General features: G+C 63.3%; 13 protein-coding genes. 8 read left to right on the top strand and 5 right to left on the bottom strand.

What is annotated here, in order from left to right:
• Nucleotides 1–262 precede the first annotated feature (262 nt).
• Complete coding sequence (locus C2U40_RS12790; RefSeq protein ID WP_103827724.1) at nt 263–1,333, top strand: linear amide C-N hydrolase; 1,071 nt, start codon at nt 263–265, stop codon at nt 1,331–1,333.
• Nucleotides 1,334–1,369: 36 nt separating this feature from the next.
• Here the strand turns inward: C2U40_RS12790 and C2U40_RS12785 are convergent, their stop codons facing one another.
• A complete protein-coding gene (locus C2U40_RS12785) occupies nt 1,370–1,990 on the bottom strand; it encodes an acyl carrier protein phosphodiesterase (RefSeq protein ID WP_103827725.1) in 621 nt (206 codons plus the stop codon).
• Nucleotides 1,991–2,197: 207 nt separating this feature from the next.
• Here C2U40_RS12785 and iadA point away from each other — a divergent pair, with 207 nt between their 5' ends.
• Nucleotides 2,198–3,328 carry a beta-aspartyl-peptidase gene (gene iadA, locus C2U40_RS12780; RefSeq protein ID WP_103827726.1) on the top strand — a complete coding sequence of 377 codons (1,131 nt, stop codon included), beginning with the start codon at nt 2,198–2,200 and terminating at the stop codon, nt 3,326–3,328.
• 109 nt (nt 3,329–3,437) lie between these two features.
• Here the strand turns inward: iadA and C2U40_RS12775 are convergent, their stop codons facing one another.
• Nucleotides 3,438–4,340: a lysine exporter LysO family protein gene (locus C2U40_RS12775; RefSeq protein WP_043119622.1), complete on the bottom strand. Its 903-nt coding sequence runs from the start codon at nt 4,338–4,340 to the stop codon at nt 3,438–3,440.
• A 533-nt stretch (nt 4,341–4,873) separates the two neighbouring features.
• Here C2U40_RS12775 and C2U40_RS12770 point away from each other — a divergent pair.
• From C2U40_RS12770 to C2U40_RS12755, 4 genes are all read left to right on the top strand, one after another.
• Nucleotides 4,874–5,644 (top strand): ABC transporter ATP-binding protein, encoded by a 771-nt coding sequence (locus tag C2U40_RS12770; protein WP_011705574.1) that lies wholly within the window; start codon nt 4,874–4,876, stop codon nt 5,642–5,644.
• A 65-nt stretch (nt 5,645–5,709) separates the two neighbouring features.
• Complete coding sequence (locus tag C2U40_RS12765; protein WP_011705575.1) at nt 5,710–6,483, top strand: ABC transporter substrate-binding protein; 774 nt, start codon at nt 5,710–5,712, stop codon at nt 6,481–6,483.
• Nucleotides 6,484–6,687: 204 nt separating this feature from the next.
• Nucleotides 6,688–7,428 carry an ABC transporter permease gene (locus tag C2U40_RS12760; protein WP_011705576.1) on the top strand — a complete coding sequence of 247 codons (741 nt, stop codon included), beginning with the start codon at nt 6,688–6,690 and terminating at the stop codon, nt 7,426–7,428.
• A gap of 3 nt (nt 7,429–7,431) precedes the next feature.
• Complete coding sequence (locus C2U40_RS12755; RefSeq protein ID WP_011705577.1) at nt 7,432–8,124, top strand: ABC transporter permease; 693 nt, start codon at nt 7,432–7,434, stop codon at nt 8,122–8,124.
• A gap of 51 nt (nt 8,125–8,175) precedes the next feature.
• On the opposite strand, the gene C2U40_RS12750 is transcribed toward C2U40_RS12755, so the two are convergent.
• The 3 genes from C2U40_RS12750 to C2U40_RS12740 all read right to left on the bottom strand — a co-directional run bounded on the left by C2U40_RS12750 (nt 8,176) and on the right by C2U40_RS12740 (nt 12,727).
• Nucleotides 8,176–8,817, bottom strand: a complete 642-nt coding sequence (locus C2U40_RS12750; RefSeq protein ID WP_077096628.1) for an energy-coupling factor ABC transporter permease — start codon at nt 8,815–8,817, stop codon at nt 8,176–8,178.
• Nucleotides 8,818–8,903: 86 nt separating this feature from the next.
• The gene (pflA, locus tag C2U40_RS12745; RefSeq protein WP_011705579.1) at nt 8,904–9,722 is read right to left on the bottom strand and encodes a pyruvate formate lyase 1-activating protein; all 819 of its coding nucleotides are present in this window, start codon (nt 9,720–9,722) and stop codon (nt 8,904–8,906) included.
• 65 nt (nt 9,723–9,787) lie between these two features.
• Nucleotides 9,788–12,727: a sensor domain-containing phosphodiesterase gene (locus tag C2U40_RS12740; protein ID WP_181014793.1), complete on the bottom strand. Its 2,940-nt coding sequence runs from the start codon at nt 12,725–12,727 to the stop codon at nt 9,788–9,790.
• A 134-nt stretch (nt 12,728–12,861) separates the two neighbouring features.
• Between C2U40_RS12740 and C2U40_RS12735 the strand changes: the two genes are divergently transcribed.
• A complete protein-coding gene (locus tag C2U40_RS12735) occupies nt 12,862–14,550 on the top strand; it encodes an FAD-dependent oxidoreductase (protein ID WP_103827728.1) in 1,689 nt (562 codons plus the stop codon).
• A 166-nt stretch (nt 14,551–14,716) separates the two neighbouring features.
• Nucleotides 14,717–19,606, top strand: a complete 4,890-nt coding sequence (locus tag C2U40_RS12730; RefSeq protein WP_103827729.1) for an alpha-2-macroglobulin family protein — start codon at nt 14,717–14,719, stop codon at nt 19,604–19,606.

Below are 19,606 nucleotides of genomic sequence, written 5' to 3'. Positions count from 1 at the left end.
GGACCTGGAGTCCGGTTTTTTTATGGATGCGCTACCCAGGCATGACACGACCGGGGTTGACGTGACAGCGGGTGGGCCAAGGGCTTGCTGGCAGTGCAGATGTCCGCTGTATCTCGCTGATCTTGCAGCCACTATGTCGACATGATCACATCTTGGACGCCGCGAGGTGGGAGGGGGGCGGGCAGCTGACTATCCTCATTAAGCTCCCATACAGCGGCCGCCGTTAGCCTGTCCTTTTCACCAGCCTTGAGTGATGCACCCAATGAAACGCCAATCCAGACCCTTGCTCCAGAAAACCCTGTTGGCCTTGACCATGGCCCTGTCGGTCAGTTCGCTGGCCGATGCCTGCACCCGCGCCGTTTATCAGGGCGACGGCGGTCTGGTGGTGACCGGCCGCACCATGGATTGGCGCGCCGCCATGCCGACCAACCTCTGGGCCTTGCCGCGCGGCATCGAGCGGAGCGGGGCGGCCGGGCCGCACTCCATGACGTGGAACGCGCGCTATGGCTCCCTGGTCGCAGCAGGGTTTGACGCGGGCACCGCCGATGGCATGAATGAAAAGGGGTTGGTGGCCAACCTGCTCTACCTGACCGAATCCGAGTATGTGACTCCGAGTGACAAGGATCCGCGCAAGACGCTCTCCATCTCCCTCTGGGCCCAGTATGTGCTGGACAATTTTGCCACCGTCAGCGAGGCGGTCGCCGCCCTGTCGAAGGACGAGTTCTATGTGGTGACCACCCTGACGCCGGATGGCAAGCCGGGCCAGCTGCACCTCTCCATCTCGGATGCCAGCGGTGACTCGGCCATTTTCCAGTACGTGGATGGCAAGCTGCAGATCCACCACGACCGCAGCTATCAGGTGATGACCAACTCCCCCGTGTTCGACAAGCAGCTGGCACTCAACGAGTACTGGGAGGAGATAGGCGGGCTCACCATGCTGCCGGGCACCAACCGGTCGGCGGATCGTTTCGCCCGGGCCTCTTTTTATATCAAGACCCTGCCCAAGACGGATCAGGCCAATGAGGCCGTGGCCGGTGTGATGAGCGTGATGCGCAACGTCTCGGTGCCCATGGGGATCAGCACTCCGGATCAACCCAACATCTCCACCACCCTGTGGCGCAGCGTGTCGGATCAACAGCATCGCCGCTACTTCTTCGAGCTGACCCATCTGCCCAACACCTTCTGGGTGAGCATGGATCAGCTGGACTTGAGTGCAGGCGCCCCGGTCAAGAAACTCCCGCTGACCGAGCGTCAGCTCTATGCGGGGGAAACGGCGGACAAGTTTGTGCCGGCCAAGGCGTTCACCTTCCTGCCGGCCACGCCAGGGGTCTGATGAAGCGTTGGTAGAAGGCCCCTCACGGGGCCTTTTTTATGGCCGCAAGCCGGCGTGGCCGCCGGTCTCGCGATAGTGGGCCAACTGCTGCACGCTATGGCTCATCAACTGGGGGTAGAAGCGCAGAAAGCCCGCCTCGCACCCATGCCATTGCGCCTCCTTGAGGGTGAGCAGCGCATCGCCGAGCGGCAGGGGGCGGCGCAGCCGGCGGCCGATGCCGTTGAGGGCCTGCGCCAGCCCCTCTTTGTGCTGATAGGAGGCGATCCAGTCCTGCTCCGCCATCCGTCTGAGGGGCAGCGGCAACCCATCCGGCAGGCTGTCTGCATCCACCAGCAGGTGCCGGTAACTCTGCTGCAGGAAACGGGGCAGGGCTTCGTCATGAAACTGCGGCCAGTGCAGGCTGAGCCAGTGGTCGTAGAGCATGTCCACCAGGATGCCGCCAAAGCGGCGCCAGGGGGCCTCGAAGCAGGCCACTGCCGCCCTGTGTTCGGGGTGACTGTCGGTAAAGGCGTCTATCTTGCGGTGCAGCCAGATCCCCTCGTCGAGTTCGGTGCCGAGCGCGCTCGGCAGGGCGCCCTTGACGAAATCTCCCAGCAGGTTGCCGGTGAGGGAGCTGTGGGTATGGGCTGCCAGATGCAGGTGAGCCAGATAGTTCATGAAGGGTGACGTCAGCCAGTGGGATTGTCGCTGAGCCTAGCGGATCCGGCGGCCCTTGCCTACGGGAACGGGCGCTTGGCCGTGCGGAAGTGCGGAAGTGCGGAAGTGCGGAAGTGCGGAAGTGCTTCCCTCCATGACCGCCGGCTGGGTAGAGTGCAGCATGGCTGGCGCTTTGTGGCGCCCATCATCATCACGAGGAGCATGCACATGTTGACCCTGATCGAGGGCGCCGAACTCTATGGCCCGACTGCGCAGGGCCGCCAGGATCTGCTGGTGGCCGATGGCCGCATCGCCTGGCTCGGCCGGGGCTTGTCAGTCCCCGCCGACTGGCCGCTGACGCGGGTGGATGGTCGCGGCCGCTATCTGGTGCCCGGGCTGGTGGATCCGCTGGCCCACATTACCGGCGGTGGTGGTGAGGGGGGCTTTGGTTTTCGCACGCCGGAGCTGGCGGCAAGGGAGGCGCTGAGCGCAGGGGTCACTACCCTGGTGGCGGCGCTCGGTACCGACAGCCTGACTCGCAGCCCGGCCCAGGTGCTCGGCAAGGTGCGCGAGTTTCGCGCCGCCGGGGTGAGCGCCTTCATGTATACCGGCTCCTACCATCTGCCGGTCAAGACCCTCACCGGTACGGTGGAGTCGGACATCATGCTGATTCCCGAGGTGCTGGGGGTGGGGGAGGTGGCCATCAGCGACCACAGATCCAGCGCGCCGACCCACGACGAGCTGGCCCGCCTGGTGAGCGAGGCGCGGGTGGCCGGGCTGCTCGCCGGCAAGAGCGGGGTCAGCTTCTTTCATCTGGGGGACGGGCGCGGGGCGCTGGCGCCGCTGCGGGCCCTGCGCGATGGCACCGACATCCCGCTGCGCCAGCTCTATCCCACCCATTGCAACCGCAACCCCTGGCTGTTTGCCGAGGCCATCGAGTGGGGCCGGGCCGGTGGCTGGGTCGATCTCACCACCTCGAGCTTTCCGGACTTGCTGGACGATGGCGAGCGGCTGGCGGCCGACGCCCTGGTGGAGCTGCTGGCGGTCGGGGTGCCCGCCGATCGGATCAGCTTCAGCTCGGACGCCAACGCCAGCCTGCCGCGCTTCGATGGCGAGGGGCGTCTCATCGAGCTGCGCTGCGGCCAGATAGGCAGTCTGTGGCAGGCGCTGGTGGAGAGTTGCGGCAAGGGGGTCGCGCTGGAGGTGGCGCTGGCGGTGGTGACGGCCAATCCGGCCAGGGCGTTGGGGCTGGCGACCAAGGGCACGCTGGCGGTGGGGCAGGATGCGGATCTGCTGCTGATCGACCCGGCCACTTTGGCCATCGAGCAGGTGATGAGCGGCGGCCGCTGGCGCACCTGAAGGCCACTAGTTGACGGGATGCCTGTCATGCCCGCTCCCCTCTTTTAAACGACAAGCCCGGCAGCAGTGCCGGGCTTGTCGTTGTTGGCGGTGGGTGGTTCAGGGGCAATCAGATGGCCAGGAAGCCCAGGATCAGGATGGGGCCGAGCAGGCTCAGGATAAAGCCGGAGACGATGGCCACCGGCACCACCTGGATGCCGCCGGATTTCTGGATGACCGGCAGGGTGAAGTCCAGCGCCGTGGCGCCGCCATAGCCGATGGCGGCGGAGGGGTGGCGGCGCATCAGCATCGGAATGATCAGGATGGCGATGAGCTCGCGCCCCAGATCGTTGATGAAGGCGGCGGAGCCCAGCACCGGCCCCAGCTTGTCGGCCACCAGGATGCCGGAGAGCGAATACCAGCCGAAGCTGGAACTCAGGGCCAAGCCGTGGGTCAGCGGCATACCGAGCAGTTGAGCGGCCAGCAGGCTACCCAGCCAGCTGCTGAGGATGACGGTGACGGCGATCTTCATGCCCCAGGGGTTGAGCAGGATCTGGCGCAGCCGCATGCCGGAGTTGCGCATCTGCACCCCGATGAGAAACAGCAGCAGCATCAGCGCCCACTCGCTCCATTTGTCGATGGGCAGGGCGCGCAGGTCGACCAGCAGCCCCAGCAAGACGCCGCCCAGCACCACGAAACAGAGCTGCAGCGACTCCCACAGCAGGTGCAGCTTGCTCGGCATCTGACCGTCGCTGGCCTCATGAGTGGGAGGGGAGCGCCTGTCCAGCCACCAGAGGGCCAGCAGGTTGCACAGGGTAATGGCGGCGAGCATCACCCCGGCCACCTTGAAGATCACCGCCAGATTGCTGCCCAGGTTCTCCACATAGGCGAGCCCCAGCCCCATCAGGAACAAAATGAGATAGACCATCTTGCCCAGCGATTGATTGACCAGCTTGATCAAACGGGCAGAGGAGAGGGGTACCAGATAGCCGATTACCAGCGGCAGCAGGATCAGCAACACATTGAGCAACATCGGGGCCTCGATCACAAAAACTGACAAAAATGACACCTTATCATCACTTATTGGGCCTGTGTCACATATTTGTGTGTTTGCCTGCTCCATCTGGAGCTTCTTTATCAATATGTTATGTTTTTGGTGCGAAATGAGGCCCGCTGTTGGGGCGCCGGCCCATTCTGGTGCAGCCAGAATGGGGTCTGACAGGCCCATTTTTCAACAGGATGCGTGTACTGCATGGTTGAATAAAGTCAATCCGGGTGGCTTGCGGCCAAAACGTAGGAATCTTCTTGCCAGCCTTGCGCTGGGGGTATAAAAAGGCGGTGTCGCCAGGCAGGGTGGGTTAGCGTTTTATGCAGACAAAGTGCTGAAAAATACCTGTTTGACCAATAAAAATACAGACAAAACACCAAAGACCTCGGTTCTGTATTGTTTTTTAACTATCCGAGTGATATTTTCGCTGAAGGTTGCCATCGGTTAACTTTTTGTTAAATAAACGATGGCGTGAGTCACGCCCCAGCGGCGTCTAGGGACAGACAAGGTTGTAATGGATGAGCGACGTTGCCGCACTGGAAGTTCGTGATCTGCACAAGTATTTCGGCACCCACGAAGTGCTCAAGGGCATCGATATGACCGCCCACAAGGGGGATGTGATCTCCCTTATCGGCTCCTCCGGTTCGGGGAAGTCGACCTTTCTTCGTTGTATCAATTTGCTGGAAACACCCTCTTCCGGCACGGTTTCCCTCCATGGCGAACTTATTCGCATGAAAACCAACCGGGCCGGTGAACGGTTGCCGGAGGACGTGCGCCAGGTGGAGCGTATTCGCAGCCGCTTGGCCATGGTGTTTCAAAGCTTCAATCTCTGGTCCCACATGACCATCATGCAGAACATCATCGAGGTGCCGATCCAGGTGCTCAAGGTGCCCCGTGCCGAGGCGATGGCCAAGGCGGAACACCTGCTCAACCGGGTGGGACTGTGGGAGCGGCGCGACTACTACCCAGGCCACCTCTCCGGCGGTCAGCAGCAGCGGGCGGCCATTGCCCGGGCGCTGGCGGTGGAGCCCGAGGTGATGCTGTTTGACGAACCTACCTCGGCGCTCGATCCCGAGCTGGTAGGCGAAGTACTCGGCCTGATGCGCGAGCTGGCCGAAGAGGGGCGCACCATGCTGGTGGTGACCCATGAGATGTCGTTTGCCCGCGATGTGTCGAACAAGGTAATGTTTTTGCATCAGGGCCGTGTGGAGGAGGAGGGCAATCCCAAGGAGATCTTCGCCCATCCCAAGTCCGAACGGTTCAAGCAATTCATCTCCTCCATCTATTGATGGCCGGGGCTGATCCCCAATAATCTGCAATTGCAACAGTCGATGATTTTATCAAGGAGAGATACATGAACAAGCTGATGCTGGCGACCGCCATAGTCACTGCCCTGTCTTCCGGCAGCCTGATGGCCAAGGAGTGGAAAGAGGTGCGGATCGGGGTGGAAGGTGCCTATCCCCCCTTCTCCTGGACCGAACCGAGCGGCGAGGTGAAAGGTTTCGACATCGACATCGCCAACGCCCTGTGCGAGGAGATGAAAGTGAAGTGCACCCTGATCAAACAGGACTGGGACGGCATCATTCCGGCGCTGCTGTCGCGCAAGTATGACGCCATCATCGCCACCATGGACATCACCGAAGAGCGCAAGAAGAAGGTGGACTTCACCCAGAAGTACCAGCACATTCCGGCTCGCTTCGCCGCCAAGAAGGGCACCGAGATCAAGCTCGACAAGGAGTTCATGAGTGGCAAGACAGTGGCCGTGCAGCGCGCCACCTCCATGGACACCTACATCACCGACAACTTCCCCAACGCCACCATCAAGCGTTATGGCACCGCAGACGAGGCCTATCTCGATCTGAAATCCGGCCGGGTTGACTACGTGATGGCCGACTCCGCCGCCATCAGCGACGGCCTGCTCAAGAAAGAGGGTGGCGATGCGTTTGAGTTCATCGGCCCGAAACTGACTGATCCCAAGTGGTTTGGCGAGGGTGCCGGCATCGCGGTGCGCAAGGCCGACAAGGATCTGAAAGAGAAATTCAACGCCGCCATCCTGGCGCTGCGTGCCAACGGCAAGTACAAGGCGATAAACGACAAGTACTTCGACTTCGACGTGTACGGCGAGTAACCCCGAAGGCGCGCTACCCCGGTAGCCGCCGGCGCAATTGCGGCGAATCATCACGACAGGTTGACCCTAGTCTGTAGTCATCGGGCCCGTTGTCTCTCGCAAGGGAGCGATGGGCCCGCTTAGTTGCAATGGAGCTGCATGTGTTTGGTTTGAAAGGATATTGGGACGGGAGATCCCGCTCAATGAGTTGCAATGGAGCCGCATATGTTTGATTTGAAAGGATACGAAACCTCCCTGCTGGAGGGGGCCTGGGTCACCCTGGAAGTAGCGCTGGCCTCCCTGCTGCTGGCGCTGGTGCTCGGCATGCTGGGGGCGCTGGCCAAGCTCTCCCCCTACAAATGGGCCCGCGGTTTTGCCACCGCCTACACCACCGTCATTCGCGGCATCCCCGATCTGGTGCTGATGATGCTGCTGTTCTTCGGCGGCCAGGTACTCATCAACAACCTCTGTACCTGGGTCAACGAGAGCTACAACAACTACCTGCTGGCGAGCAATCCCAATCAGGAGTGGGTCTCCCTGCTGCCCGATTACATCGACATCAGCCCGTTTGCGGCCGGGGTGGCCACCATCGGCTTCATCTTCGGCGCCTACATGACCGAGACCTTCCGCGGCGCCATCCTGGCGGTGGACAAGGGCGAGCTGGAAGCGGCCCGTGCCTTCGGCATGCGGGCAACCCAGGTGTTTGTGCGGATCCTGTTTCCCCAGATGATGCGCCACGCCCTGCCGGGGTTTGGCAACAACTGGCTGGTACTGCTGAAAACCACGGCTCTGGTCTCCATCATCGGGCTCGATGACATGGTGCGCAAAGCGTCCCTGGCAGCGGGTTCGACCCAGCTGCCCTTCACCTTCTACATGGCGGTGGCCCTGATCTTCCTGATCTTCACTGCGGTCTCCACCTCGGCACTGAAATGGGCCGAGCGTCACTATGCGATAAAGACGAGGTAAGCCATGGATTTCTCAATCATTCTCACCGAATGGCCCACCTACTGGCAGGGCCTCTACACCACAGTACTGCTGGTGGCGGCTTCCCTGATCCTCGGGTTGATGCTGGCGGTGCCGCTCGGCATCCTGCGCAACAGCCGCAACTGGCTGATCAAGGGGCCGATCTGGGCCTATATCTACTTCTTTCGCGGCACCCCGCTGCTGGTGCAGCTGTTCATCATCTACTACGGCGCCGCCCAGTGGGAGTGGCTGAAAAACAGCGTCGCCTGGGATCTGTTTGCCGAAGCCTGGTTCTGCGCCCTGCTGGCGTTCACCCTGAACACCGGGGCCTACACCGCCGAGATCGTGCGCGGCGCCGTGCTCAACATGCCCAAGGGGCAGATTGAAGCGGCCAACGCCTTCGGCATGACCCGCTGGCAGACCCTGACCCGGATCATTTTGCCCAACTCGTTTCGCCGGGCACTGCCGGCCTACAGCAACGAGGTGATCTTCATGCTGCAGGGCTCGGCGGTGGCGGGTATCATCACCATCGTCGATCTGACCGGCGCCGCGCGGATCATCAACTCCCGCTACTACAGCCCGTTCGAGGCGTTCCTGACCGCCGGCCTGCTCTACATGCTGCTGACTTTCGTCATCGTCTGGCTGTTCAAGAAATGGGAAGCCCGCTGGCACGCCCACCTGCGCCCCCGCACCGTGTAAACGCCATAAAAAAAGCCCGCAATTGCGGGCTTTTTTGTGGCTGCGTGTTGCTCAGCGGCCCAGGTATTCCCGGTCGAAGAAGGTGTTGACCCAGTGGGGGCGGTAGATGGCGAGCAGGGTCATGGTCATGCCGTTGAGCAGGGCTTCGGGGAAGAGCAGCAACGGCCAGATGGAGAGGTAGTCGGCGCTGATGGTGTACCAGGGGTAGGTGTCGCTGAGACCCATCAGGAGGGCGCTGGCCACCACCTTGACCGAGATGGAGAGGGCGCCGCCAAGAAAGGCTACCACGAACAGGTAGACGAACAGATGGCGCGGCAGCCAGGCCCAGCTGGCCAGAAACAGCAGCCAGGTGGTGGCGACCGGCAGGGCCACGCCGATGAGGGCCTGCCAGCCGATCTCGGCCAGCGGGATGACGCCAAAATAGCTGAGCACCAGCAGGGTGAGGCAGGGGGCGAGCAGGGCGAGGCGCCAGCCCAGCAGCAGGGTCAGGCTGGTGAGACCGAGAAAGTGCACGTCCAATCCTTCGTGCAGACCGGCCCGCAGGGTCCAGAGCGGTACCAGCACGATGGCGCCGCCGAGACAGAGATGCTGATAGAGCGGATGGTGATAGAGGGTGCGCAGCAAGGTGCCGCGCAGGCTGAATATGAGCAGCAGTACCCAGAGCAGCAGGGCGGCGGCTTGTCCTTCACTCATGGCAGATCCTTGTCCGGTGACGGCATGCAGATGGGCGAAGCCCGATGTGAAAGGGGCTGGCGTTTTCCCGGCCAGCCCCTGAGCTATCAGTATTTTACGTTGTTGTGGTACTTGGCGAGGATGCCCTGGACGCGGTCCATGGTCTCCTTGCTGGGCGGTTTGATCCCGTTGAGATCATAGGTGTCGCCCAGTACGTCCCACTTGTGCTTGCCAAGTTCGTGGTAGGGCAGCAGCTCCACCTTCTCGACGCACTCGCCCAGTTCGGCAATGAACTGGCCGAGCCCTTCGGCGCTCTCGTCGTCGTCCGACCAAGTCGGCACCACCACGTAGCGGATCCACATGGTCTTGCCCTTGGCGGCCAGATAGCGGGCAAACTCCAGGGTGTACTTGTTGCTGACGTGGGTCAGCGGAATGTGCTTGTCGTCGTTGATCTGCTTGATGTCGAGCAGCACCAGATCGGTATTGTCGAGCACCTTGTCGAGCTGCTCGTCGTAGTGGCGCACGAAGCCGTTGGTGTCGAGGCAGGTGTGGATGCCCTTCTCCTTGCAGGCGGCGAACAGTTCGGCGATGAAATTTTGCTGCAGCATGGCTTCGCCACCGGAGGCGGTGACGCCGCCGCCCGAGGCATTCATGAAGTGACGATAGCTGGTGATGTCGCTCATCAACTCCGGCACTGTCACCTCGCGGCCGCCCTGGGTGTCCCAGGTGTCGCGGTTGTGGCAGTACTTGCAGCGCATCAGGCAGCCCTGCATGAACACGATGAAGCGTATTCCGGGGCCATCGACGGTGCCGCAGGTTTCAACGGAATGGATCCGGCCAATGACCCCGGATGCATCGGCGGTCACACTGGTTTCAGCGGCGGTGGCGCTGACTTCGACAGCGGGGATCCGATTAATGACAGACATAGACGACTCCAATGATTCGAGCAGGCCGTTATTTTATTACATAAAGCCCTATAAATCCTACATGTTTAGCCCGCTACCGCGGCACCCAGCAGGCTCTCTAGGGCTTTGGCGGTGAGCGGCCGGCTGGTCAGGAAGCCTTGATAATGCTGGCATCCGAGGGATTTGAGGATGGCGAGCTGCTCTTCATCCTCCACCCCTTCGGCGGTGACGGTAAAACGAAAAACCTTGGCCAGTTCCAGGATCGCCTTGACGATGGCCTTGTCCTGTTCGCTGTGTACCAGGGTCTGAATGAAGCTTCTGTCGAGCTTCACCTCGTCCGCCGGCAGGTCGCGCAGATAGGCAAGCGACGAGTAGCCGGTGCCGAAATCATCGATGGAGAGCAGGATGCCGAGCTCCTTGAGCTGGCGCATTCTGGCGATGCTCTCCAGCCGGTTCTCCAGCACCACGGATTCGGTCACCTCCAGCAGCAGGCGGGAGGGGGGCACCCCGGTATCGCGCAGTATGTATTCCACCTGCTGCACGAAGCCGACGGTGTGGAACTGGCGGGCGCTGACGTTGACCGACAGGTGGGGAATGGCCAGCCCGCGGTTGAGCCAGAAGCTGTACTGGGCGCAGGCGGTCTTCATCACCCAGTAGCCGATGTCCTGGATGAGGCTGGTCTCTTCGGCAATGGGAATGAACTCCGCCGGCGGCACCATGCTGCCGTCGCTGCGCTGCCAGCGCAGCAGCGCCTCGATGCCGGACAGCGCGCCGTTGTCGACCCGGTATTGCGGCTGATAGTGCAGCTGCAGCTCGTGGTGGCGCAGGGCGTCGCGCAGCTGGTTGTTGAGCGCCAGCTTGCTCTTCTCCTTCTCCGCCATCGCCTCGCTGAAGAACACATAGTTGCCCTGGCCGGATCGCTTGGCCATGTGGGTGGCGGTGTCGGCCTGCTGCATCAGCACCAGGTGATCCTTGTCCTCGCTGGAGAAGAGGCTGATCCCCACCGAGGCGCTGCAGTGCAGCTTGTGATCCTCGATGTCGAACGGAATGCGAAACAGCCCCATCAGCTCGCGGGCGAAGTGCTCGGCGAGGATCTTGGCGGTGACATAGCCCTGGCCCAGGGCGGTGAACAGCAGGGCGAATTCGTCCCCCGAGATGCGGGCCAGCACCAGGTTGTCCTGCGGCAGCCCCTTGAGCCGCTCCACCACCGCCTGCAGCAGCAGATCGCCACAGGCATGACCGAGGGAGTCGTTGATCGACTTGAAGTTGTCCAGATCCACCAGCAGCAGGGCGCCCCACTGGCCGCTGGCCTCCTGCAGGGTACGCTGCATGATGTCGTTGAGGCTGCGGCGGTTGTAGAGGCCGCACAGATCGTCGTAATAGGCGAGCTGCTCGATGTGGCGCGCCGCCTCCTTCTCCTTGCTGATGTCGTAGAAGCTGCAGACGTAGTGGCTGATCTCGCCGTGCTCGTCCTGTACCCCGCTCACCATCAAGCGGACCGGGAACAGGTGGCCATCCTTGTGCAGGCAGCGCTCTTCGCCCATCCAGAACTCCTGGGCCGCCACCGCCTGGCGCACATCCTGTTTCAGGTGATCGCCATAGTAGGTGGGCCTGAGCCGGACGATATGCTGGCCGATCATCTCATCGTCGGCAAAGCCGGTGATGCGGGTAAAGGAGTTGTTGACCTTGAGGATGATCCCCTTGTGATCCATCACCAGCAGGCCGTCGTGGGTGTTGAAGGCCACCTCGGCCAGCCGCAAGGCTTCGTCGGCGGCCAAGCGTTGCAGTTCGACGGCGGCCCGCTCGTGCTGGCTGCTGAGGGCGTCGAGCAGCGGCATGGGGTCGGCCAGCGGTGTGTCGAGCAGCAAGGTGAGCTGGCCGATGGGGGCACCGTGCTGACCGTGCAGCGGAATGCCGACATAGACGGGGGCATTGAGGGCCAGCAGCTGGCTGGCCTGGGGATAGCGCAGGGGCAGGTCTTCCACATAGACTGCCTGGCCGTGCTGGAACAGCTCCTGGCCGGGGCCCGGGTCCATCTGGATGGGTTTGAGCACCGAGAAGGTCTCCCCCTCAAGCACGCAGCGCGGGATCATCCACAACTCCTGGCCGCGCGGCTGGTACTCGCCGATCCAGCCGATGCGGGCGCCGCTGACGCTCATGCCCCAGCGCACCAGCGCGCGGCAATAGGCGATGCCGGTCAGCAGGGTGAGCTCGGCCGGCAGGGCCAGCACTGGGTTGTGCACAGGTTCGGGGAGGGGTTGCCAGTGGCCGAGCAGCTGGGCGCTGTGCCGCACCAGTTGCAGCATCTCCTCGCTGAGGGGGGTGGCGTTGAGGTATTCGAGGCTCAGCACGCCGATGAGTTTTTCCTGCTCCAGCAACGCGCCGTCCAGGCGCGAGCTCACCCCCGCATTGGCCAGGTAGTAGTGCTGGCTCAGCATGGGCTGGTGCGCCGCCTCCGAAAAGCTCAGGGACTTGCGGGTGCGCAGGGCGCGGATGTAGCGGCTGTCGCCGCGAATGGCGGCCACTTCGTCGGCCCCCAGGGTGAAGACCGGGGTCAGCTGTTCGCTGCCGAGGGGGCCGTTGGCCTGATAGTGCCAGAGGATGAGGCGATCGGCCCCCAGGCTCTCCTTGAGGGTCTCCAGCATGGCGGCAAACTGCTGCTGGCTCGCCATCTGGCTCAGGCGCGGCAGGTGCAGCGCCAGATCGGCCACCGGCTCCTGGCGCAGGGTCTGCAGGCAGATGAGCCAGAAGGCATCTTGTTCGTGGGAGAGGGCGACGTGCCACTGCTGGCCAGCAAAGCGCAGCACCAGCTTGCCGCCCTGGCCGCTGGTGAGCGCCTGCTCGATGGGCAGGCGCAGCGCATCCGGCAACTGGGCCGGCCAGGGGCCTCTGGGCTCATCGAGCCAGTAGAGCGGGGTTTGCATCACATCGGTCAGGGCGACCAGCCGCTGGCTGCGCACGTCCAGACGAAAGAACAGCGGTGTCTGGCTGGCAGAAGAAAGGTGACTGAGCGCGGTTGACGACATGAACTGATAACATCCTGTTGAACGACTGCCGGGTGGCAAGAATACTGCAAAATCGGTACAAACAAAATTTCATTGAATTCTAAATTAGAAGATACTAATTTAATGGCAATCTGTCGTTGACTGGAGTCTTGCTGATGAAACGGATCCTGATTGTAGGCGGTGTGGCCGGTGGTGCCTCTGCGGCGGCCAGAGCCCGCCGTCTGAGCGAAGAAGCGGAAATTGTGATGTTCGAGCGGGGCGAGTTCGTCAGCTTCGCCAACTGCGGGCTGCCTTATCACATTGGTGGCGACATCCCCAACCGGGATGTCCTGCTGTTGCAGACCCCCCAGAGCTTCAAACGCCGCTTCAACGTGGATGTGCGGGTCTTTCACGACGTCATCGAGATAGACAAGGCCGGCAAGAGTCTGCTGGTGCGCAACCTGCTGACCGGCGAAGAGCGCCGTGAAGCCTACGACGTGCTGCTGCTGAGCCCGGGCGCGGCTCCCATCCGGCCTCCGTTCCCCGGCATCGACAGCCCGGGTGTGCACACCTTGCGCAATATTCCCGACATGGATCGCATTCTGGCGGCGCTGGCGCACGATCAGCCGCGCCATGTCACCGTGGTGGGGGGCGGCTTCATCGGGCTGGAGATGATGGAGGCGCTGCACCAGCGCAAGCTGGATGTCACCCTGCTGGAGCTCTCCGATCAGGTGATGGCGCCGGTGGATAAAGAGATGGCCAACATGCTCCATGCCCGCATCCGGGAAGAGGGGATCGAGCTGCGCCTGCGCACCGGCCTCTCGGCCATCGAGAGCCTGGATGTGCCTGCTGAGAAAACCTCGGCGGTGGCGACCGCGCAGCGGGGCGGGCTGCGGCTGACCCTGAGTGACGGCTCCCGGCTCGACACCGGCCTGCTGATCCTCGCCATCGGCGTCAAGCCCGAAACCCTGCTCGCCGCCAAGGCGGGGCTGGAGCTGGGGCCGCGCGGCGGCATCAAGGTAGATCCCGGCATGCGCAGCTCGGATCCCTTCATCTATGCGGTGGGGGATGCGGTGGAGGAGACCGACTTCGTCACCGGCGAGTCTGTGCTGATCCCGCTGGCGGGCCCCGCCAACCGGCAGGGGCGCATCGCTGCCGACAACATGCTGGGCCGCAGCGAAACCTACAAGAAGACCCAGGGTACCGCCATCTGCAAGCTGTTCGATCTGGCGGTAGCCAGCACCGGCCTGAGCGAGAAGCGGCTGATACAGTTGGGGCTGCCGTTCGAGAAGGCCTATGTTCACCCGGGCAGCCACGCCGGTTACTACCCCGGTGCTCATCCGGTCAGTCTCAAGCTGCTGTTTGCCCCCGATGGCAAGATTTACGGTGCCCAGGCCATCGGCAAGGACGGGGTCGACAAGCGCATCGACGTGTTGGCGGTGGCCCAGCGCGCCGGTCTCACCGTGTTTGATCTGCAGGATCTGGAGCTGACTTACGCGCCGCCCTTCGGCTCGGCCAAGGACGTGATCAACATGGCCGGCTTCGTGGCCAGCAACCATCTTAAGGGGGATACCCTGCTCTGCCACGCCGCCGAGGTCGAGGCCCGTCACCCCCATCAGCTGGTGCTGGACGTGCGCAATGGCCCCGAACTCGACAAGCTGGGTCGCATCCCGGGCGCCCTGCACATCCCCCTCGATGAGCTGCGCGGCCGGCTTCATGAGCTGCCCAGGGATAAAGAGCTGCTCATCAGCTGTCAGGTCGGGCTGCGTGGCCACGTTGCCTGCCGCCTGCTGAGCCAGCACGGCTTCAAGGTCAAGAACCTCTCCGGCGGCTTCAAGACCTGGCAGATGGCGGTGATGGAGTAACTCGCCACAGCCACAAGAGAGCGCCGACCCCAGGGTCGGCGCTGTTGCATCTGGCGAGGGCGGCTGGCGTTTTAAATGCAATGAGTTTTGTGTCAAGCGAGCCTGATCCCTTATCCTGTTGGCTATTGCGCTGCACTGGCAGCGAGCCAATCAGGGATGACATTTTATGCGCCGCGTCGACTCTCACCCTCGCTTCTCTTGTTCTTCACCGCAACAGACGGTTGTCCCCGGGCGCCGCTGGCCGGCCCTGCTATTGTTGGGGCTCACGGCGCTGCTGGTGAGCGGCTGTGGCCCCGACAAGCCTGTTGCCAATGGGCCGACCACGCAACCTGCTGCGCAGCAGGAAACGGGCGCACCAAGCGCCGTGGTGCAGGCCAATGCCCGTCAATATCGCGATGCCCCGGCGCTGGCGCTGGTCTTCTCCGGTCCCCTGGCGCCCAAGGCAAACTGGCAGAGTTGGCTTTCGGTTAGCGAGGGGGGCAAGCAGGTGCAGGGGGAGTGGATCCTCGCCGACGATGGTCGCACCCTCTATTTCCCGAACGTTCAGCCCGATAAAAGCTATGAGGTGAGCCTCAAGTCGGGGCTGGGCCCATCCCCCCAGAGTTGGACCCTCAAGACCCGGCCGCTGGAGGCGGGGGCTTCGTTTACCGCCAGCGGCATGGTGTTGCCGCTGCGCGACGAGCTGCGCTTGCCCATCAGCGCGGTCAACGTGGACGAGGTCAATATCGACTTCTTCCGGGTCGATGCCGAATACCTACCCCGTTTCCTGGCCGAGTATCGCCCCGGTTCCGGCATGGGCAACTGGGAGCTTGAGCAGATCACCAAGCGGGCCAAGCGGGTATTCAGCGGCCGTTACGCGCTGGAGCTCGATGCCAACCGGCGCGAGACCCGCCTCATCAATGTGAAGGAGCCGCAGCTGGCGGAGGCTGGCGTCTACTTTGCGGTGATGTCGCCCCTTGGCAACTACGACTGGCGCAAGGAGACCACCTATTTTGCGGTGAGCGACATGGGGCTCAGTGCCCGCCGCTACCGCGATCAGCTGGAGGTGTTCGTCAGTTCCCTGGCCAGCGCCGACCCGCTCAAGGATGTGCAGCTCTCCCTGCTCGACGAGAAGGGCAACCGGCTGCAGGTGCAAACCACCGATCCGCAAGGTCATCGTCGCTTCGATCAGGTGCAGGGTGCCCGCCTGCTGCTGGCCGAACAGGGCAACCATCTGGCGGTGCTGCGCCTCGATGGGGCGGCGCTCGATCTCTCCACCTTCGATCTCGGCACCCAGCCCTGGCAGGCCCAACAGTTGTATCTGTTCAGCGGGCGCGACCTCTATCGCCCCGGCGAGCGGCTCGACAGCGAGATCCTGCTCAAGGGGCAGGATGGCCAGCTGCTGCCGGGGATGGCGGTGGAGCTGGAGGTGAAACAGCCGGACGGCCAACTGCTCGAACAAAAGCGGCTGCTGCCGGACAATTTGGGCGCGGCCCACTACGGCCTGCGTCTGCCGGACGATGCGCCGCTCGGGCGCTGGACCATCAACCTCAAGACCGCCGCCGGTAGCCGCTTCGAGTGGCCTTTTCTGGTGGAGGAATTCTTGCCGGAACGGCTGAAACTGCAGCTTGGCAAGGGGCCGGATGGGGAAGTGACGAGTCTGGACGCCGCCCTCACTCTGCCGCTGCAAGGGGACTATCTCTACGGCGCGCCGGCGAGCGCCACCAAGGCCAAGGCGGAGGTGAAGATCAGCCGCGCTACTATGCCCTTTACCCAGTGGCAGGAGTTCACTCTGGGTGATGCGCTGCTCGCGGAGCAGGCCAAGGATCTTGAACCCCTCAATCTCACCCTTGATGCGCAGGGGCAGGGGACTTTTTCGCTTGCTGATGAGCTCGATGGGGTGCGCGCCCTCGGGCCGCTGGAGGTGGCCTATCGGGTGTCGCTCGCCGAGCCCGGTGGCCGCGCCGTCAATCGCAGCCGCACCCAGTATGGCTGGCCCGCGGGCAGCCAGTGGCCCGCGCTCAAGGCCGACTTCGTGGTCGATCGGGTAGAAGGGGGCAAGCCGCTGCCTTTCCAGATCCTCAACCTCGATGACAAGGGTCATCCGGTGGCGGGGACTGTGAAGGTGCGCCTTATCAACGAGTACCGCGACTACTACTGGCACTACGCCGATGGCGAGGGGTGGAAGTACGAGTTCAACAGCCAGCCCTATCTGGAGCAGGAGCAGACCCTGCAGCTGGATGGCAAGGGGCCGACCCCGCTCACGCTGCAACTGGCGGCGGGCTGGTATCGATTGGAGGTGGAGAACAGTCAGGGCCATCAATCGAGCCTGCGGGTGGAGATCGGCAGTTACGCCTGGGGCGGTGGTGGCGAGCAGGCGCGGCCCGACAAGATTGCCATCACCCTCGACAAGCGCGCCTATCAGGCGGGTGACAAGGCCAAGGTGACGCTGGTGGCCCCGCGCCCCGGCAAGGGCTTGCTGATGGTGGAAGATGGCGACGGCCTGCGCTGGTGGCAGCGTATCGAACTCAAGGGCGCAGGTGGCGATGCCAAGGATGCCCGCGGCGAGTTTGAGATCCCGGTCAGCCCCGAGTGGCAGCGTCATGACCTGCATATCTCGGCCCAGATCGCCGCGCCAGACAGCGCCTCCAAACCGGCTGGCAAGCAGCAGGGGCAGACTCTGCGCTCGGTCGGGCTGGTGCCGCTCACGCTGGATAGGGAAGCGCGCCGTCTGCCGCTTACCCTGAGCGCGCCGGATAAAGCGGTGCCGCTCACCCGGCTGGAGGTGACCGCCACCTCCACCCCCAACAGTCAGGGCCGCGTGGTGCTGGCCGCGGTGGATCGGGGCGTGCTCAACATCAGCGACTACCAGCCTCTCGACCCGTTCGAGATCTTCTTTGGTCGCAAGCGCTTCTCCCAAGATTTGTTCGACAACTACGGCCAGGTGATCCCGCTGCAAGATGGCAAGCTGGCCCGCCTCAACTATGGGGGCGACCGTGCGCCGCTGAAAAAGGGCGGCGCGCTGGAGAGCCGGGTCGAGATCGCAGCGCTCTGGAGTGGTGAGGTGAGTTTTGATGAGCAGGGCCAGGCGGTGATCCCGCTCGATCTGCCCAACTTCAACGGCGAGCTGGCGCTGATGGCGCTGGCCTGGAACGAACAGCAAGTGGGTGAGGCCGAGCGCGCCGTCAAGGTGGTGGCGCCCTTGGTGGCCGAAATTGGCTGGCCACGCTTTGGCGCCAGAGGGGATGAGACCCGGGCGCTGGTGCAGCTGCGCAACATGAGCGGTGAGGATCAGACCCTCTCCCTTGCCTGGACCCTCAACGGCGGGCTCAAGGCAAATGGCGAGTTGCCCGGCACCCTTTCCCTTAAAAATGGGGAGGAGCAGTGGCTGGCCCTGCCGCTCACCGTGACTGGGGCAAGCGGCATGGCGAGCCTGCAGTTGGCGGCCAGCGGCAAGGATTTTGCCATCAGCCGCGACTGGACTTTGCCGCTGCGATCCCCCTGGCCGGCCGAGACTCGCCAGCGCTACCAGATGCTGCCCCCCGGCCAGCAGATGAGCTTTGCGCAAGGCGAGTTGGCCGGGCTGGATCGCGCCAACCTGCAAGGGCTGCTCAGCCTCTCCGGCACTCCCCCCTGGGATCCGGCAGCCCAGTGGCAGGCGCTGGCCGACTACCCCTACGCCTGTCTGGAGCAGACCCTGTCCCGTGCCTGGCCTTACTTGCTGACCACGGCGGATGAGCGCATCGCCTGGAGCAAACCCGCAGAGGGCAAGAAGGCGGCGAGCGAGGCGGATGTGCAGCGCGCCCTGCTGCAGCGGCTGCAACGGTTGCAACTGCCCAGCGGCGGGTTTGGCCTCTGGGATGGCCGCTCCGACGAGGAGCAGTGGCTCACCGCCTATGCCGCCGACTACCTGCTGGCGCGCAAAGAGGCAGGCGACGCCGTGCCGGAGGCAATGCTCAATCAGGCGCTGAACCGGCTGCAAAGCTATCTCACCGACAGCCAGTACGGTGAGCGCTGGAGCAGTGCCCCCGAGCACAGCCGTCTTGCCAATCAGGCCTACAGCGCCTATGTGCTGGCCCGGGTGGGCAAGGCACCGCTCGCTACCCTGCGCCTTGTCTGGGAGCAGCAGGCCGATCACGCCCGCTCCGGTTTGCCGCTGCTCCACCTCTCGCTGGCACTCTCGGCCATGGGGGATGAGCAGAACGCCACCAAGGCCCTCAGCCGGGCATTGGCGACCGAGCGCGGTGACGACTATCTGGGTGATTACGGCTCGCCGCTGCGCGACCAGGCCCTTGAGCTCTCCTTGCTGCGCCAGCACAAGCTGGCTGCGGAGCGCTGGCCGACCCTCAGTGCCAAGGTGGCCGATAGCTTGGCCCATCGTCAGTGGCTCAGCACTCAGGAGCGGCTCGCCTTGTTGCGACTCGCCCGCTTCGATCCAGCTGTCGATTGGCAGGCCAAGGTAACTTCCTCTCTTGGCAGTGGATCCCTGAGCGGTTCGGCTCCGCTGCAGCTGAGCGCCCCCGAGGCGCTGGCGGCGAGTACCGTCACCAACGAGGGCAAGGGATCCCTCTATGTGCAGCGCACCTTGATCGGTTACCCCGAACAGGCTCCTACCAGGTTGAGTCAGGGGATAAGCGTGACCCGCAGCTGGTTCAACAGCGATGGGCAGCGTTTTGACCCGACCAAGGTGAAGGTGGGGGATCTGGTGGTGGTGCGGCTCAACGTCAGCAGTGAATCGGCGGTGCCCGATGCCCTGCTGGTGGAGATGGTGCCAGCCGGCTTCGAGCTGGAGAACCCGGCCCTTGGCAACAGCATCAAGCTCGAAGAGCTCTCCATCGAGGGGAAACCGGCGTGGCAGAGCGAGTGGAACGACTATCTCAAGCATCAGGAGTTTCGCGACGACCGCTACACGGCGGCGCTGGATCTGAGCGAGGGGAGCAACCAGCAGCTGATTTACCTGATGCGGGCGGTGACGCCGGGTCGCTATCAGGTGCCGCCGACCCAGGTGGAGGATATGTACCGGCCCGAGCTTAGGGCTGTGGGTGAGGATATCCATGAGGTAACTATCTCTGAGTAG

Origin of the sequence: Aeromonas sp. ASNIH4, from assembly GCF_002934425.1 — a bacterium.
Lineage (GTDB): Bacteria > Pseudomonadota > Gammaproteobacteria > Enterobacterales > Aeromonadaceae > Aeromonas > Aeromonas hydrophila.
The sequence above is the reverse complement of the archived record's forward strand: the minus strand, read 5'-3'. Positions and strand labels throughout refer to the sequence as shown.

What these genes read in the sequence shown, in the direction of transcription:
- C2U40_RS12760 (WP_011705576.1), top strand. Translation starts at nt 6,688, where the DNA reads ATGTTTGATTTGAAAGGATACGAAACCTCCCTGCTGGAGGGGGCCTGG.
- C2U40_RS12735 (WP_103827728.1), top strand. Translation starts at nt 12,862, where the DNA reads ATGAAACGGATCCTGATTGTAGGCGGTGTGGCCGGTGGTGCCTCTGCG.
- C2U40_RS12770 (WP_011705574.1), top strand. Translation starts at nt 4,874, where the DNA reads ATGAGCGACGTTGCCGCACTGGAAGTTCGTGATCTGCACAAGTATTTC.
- C2U40_RS12755 (WP_011705577.1), top strand. Translation starts at nt 7,432, where the DNA reads ATGGATTTCTCAATCATTCTCACCGAATGGCCCACCTACTGGCAGGGC.
- C2U40_RS12765 (WP_011705575.1), top strand. Translation starts at nt 5,710, where the DNA reads ATGAACAAGCTGATGCTGGCGACCGCCATAGTCACTGCCCTGTCTTCC.
- iadA (WP_103827726.1), top strand. Translation starts at nt 2,198, where the DNA reads ATGTTGACCCTGATCGAGGGCGCCGAACTCTATGGCCCGACTGCGCAG.
- C2U40_RS12730 (WP_103827729.1), top strand. Translation starts at nt 14,717, where the DNA reads ATGCGCCGCGTCGACTCTCACCCTCGCTTCTCTTGTTCTTCACCGCAA.
- C2U40_RS12740 (WP_181014793.1), bottom strand. Translation starts at nt 12,727, where the DNA reads ATGTCGTCAACCGCGCTCAGTCACCTTTCTTCTGCCAGCCAGACACCG.
- C2U40_RS12750 (WP_077096628.1), bottom strand. Translation starts at nt 8,817, where the DNA reads ATGAGTGAAGGACAAGCCGCCGCCCTGCTGCTCTGGGTACTGCTGCTC.
- C2U40_RS12775 (WP_043119622.1), bottom strand. Translation starts at nt 4,340, where the DNA reads ATGTTGCTCAATGTGTTGCTGATCCTGCTGCCGCTGGTAATCGGCTAT.
- C2U40_RS12785 (WP_103827725.1), bottom strand. Translation starts at nt 1,990, where the DNA reads ATGAACTATCTGGCTCACCTGCATCTGGCAGCCCATACCCACAGCTCC.
- pflA (WP_011705579.1), bottom strand. Translation starts at nt 9,722, where the DNA reads ATGTCTGTCATTAATCGGATCCCCGCTGTCGAAGTCAGCGCCACCGCC.
- C2U40_RS12790 (WP_103827724.1), top strand. Translation starts at nt 263, where the DNA reads ATGAAACGCCAATCCAGACCCTTGCTCCAGAAAACCCTGTTGGCCTTG.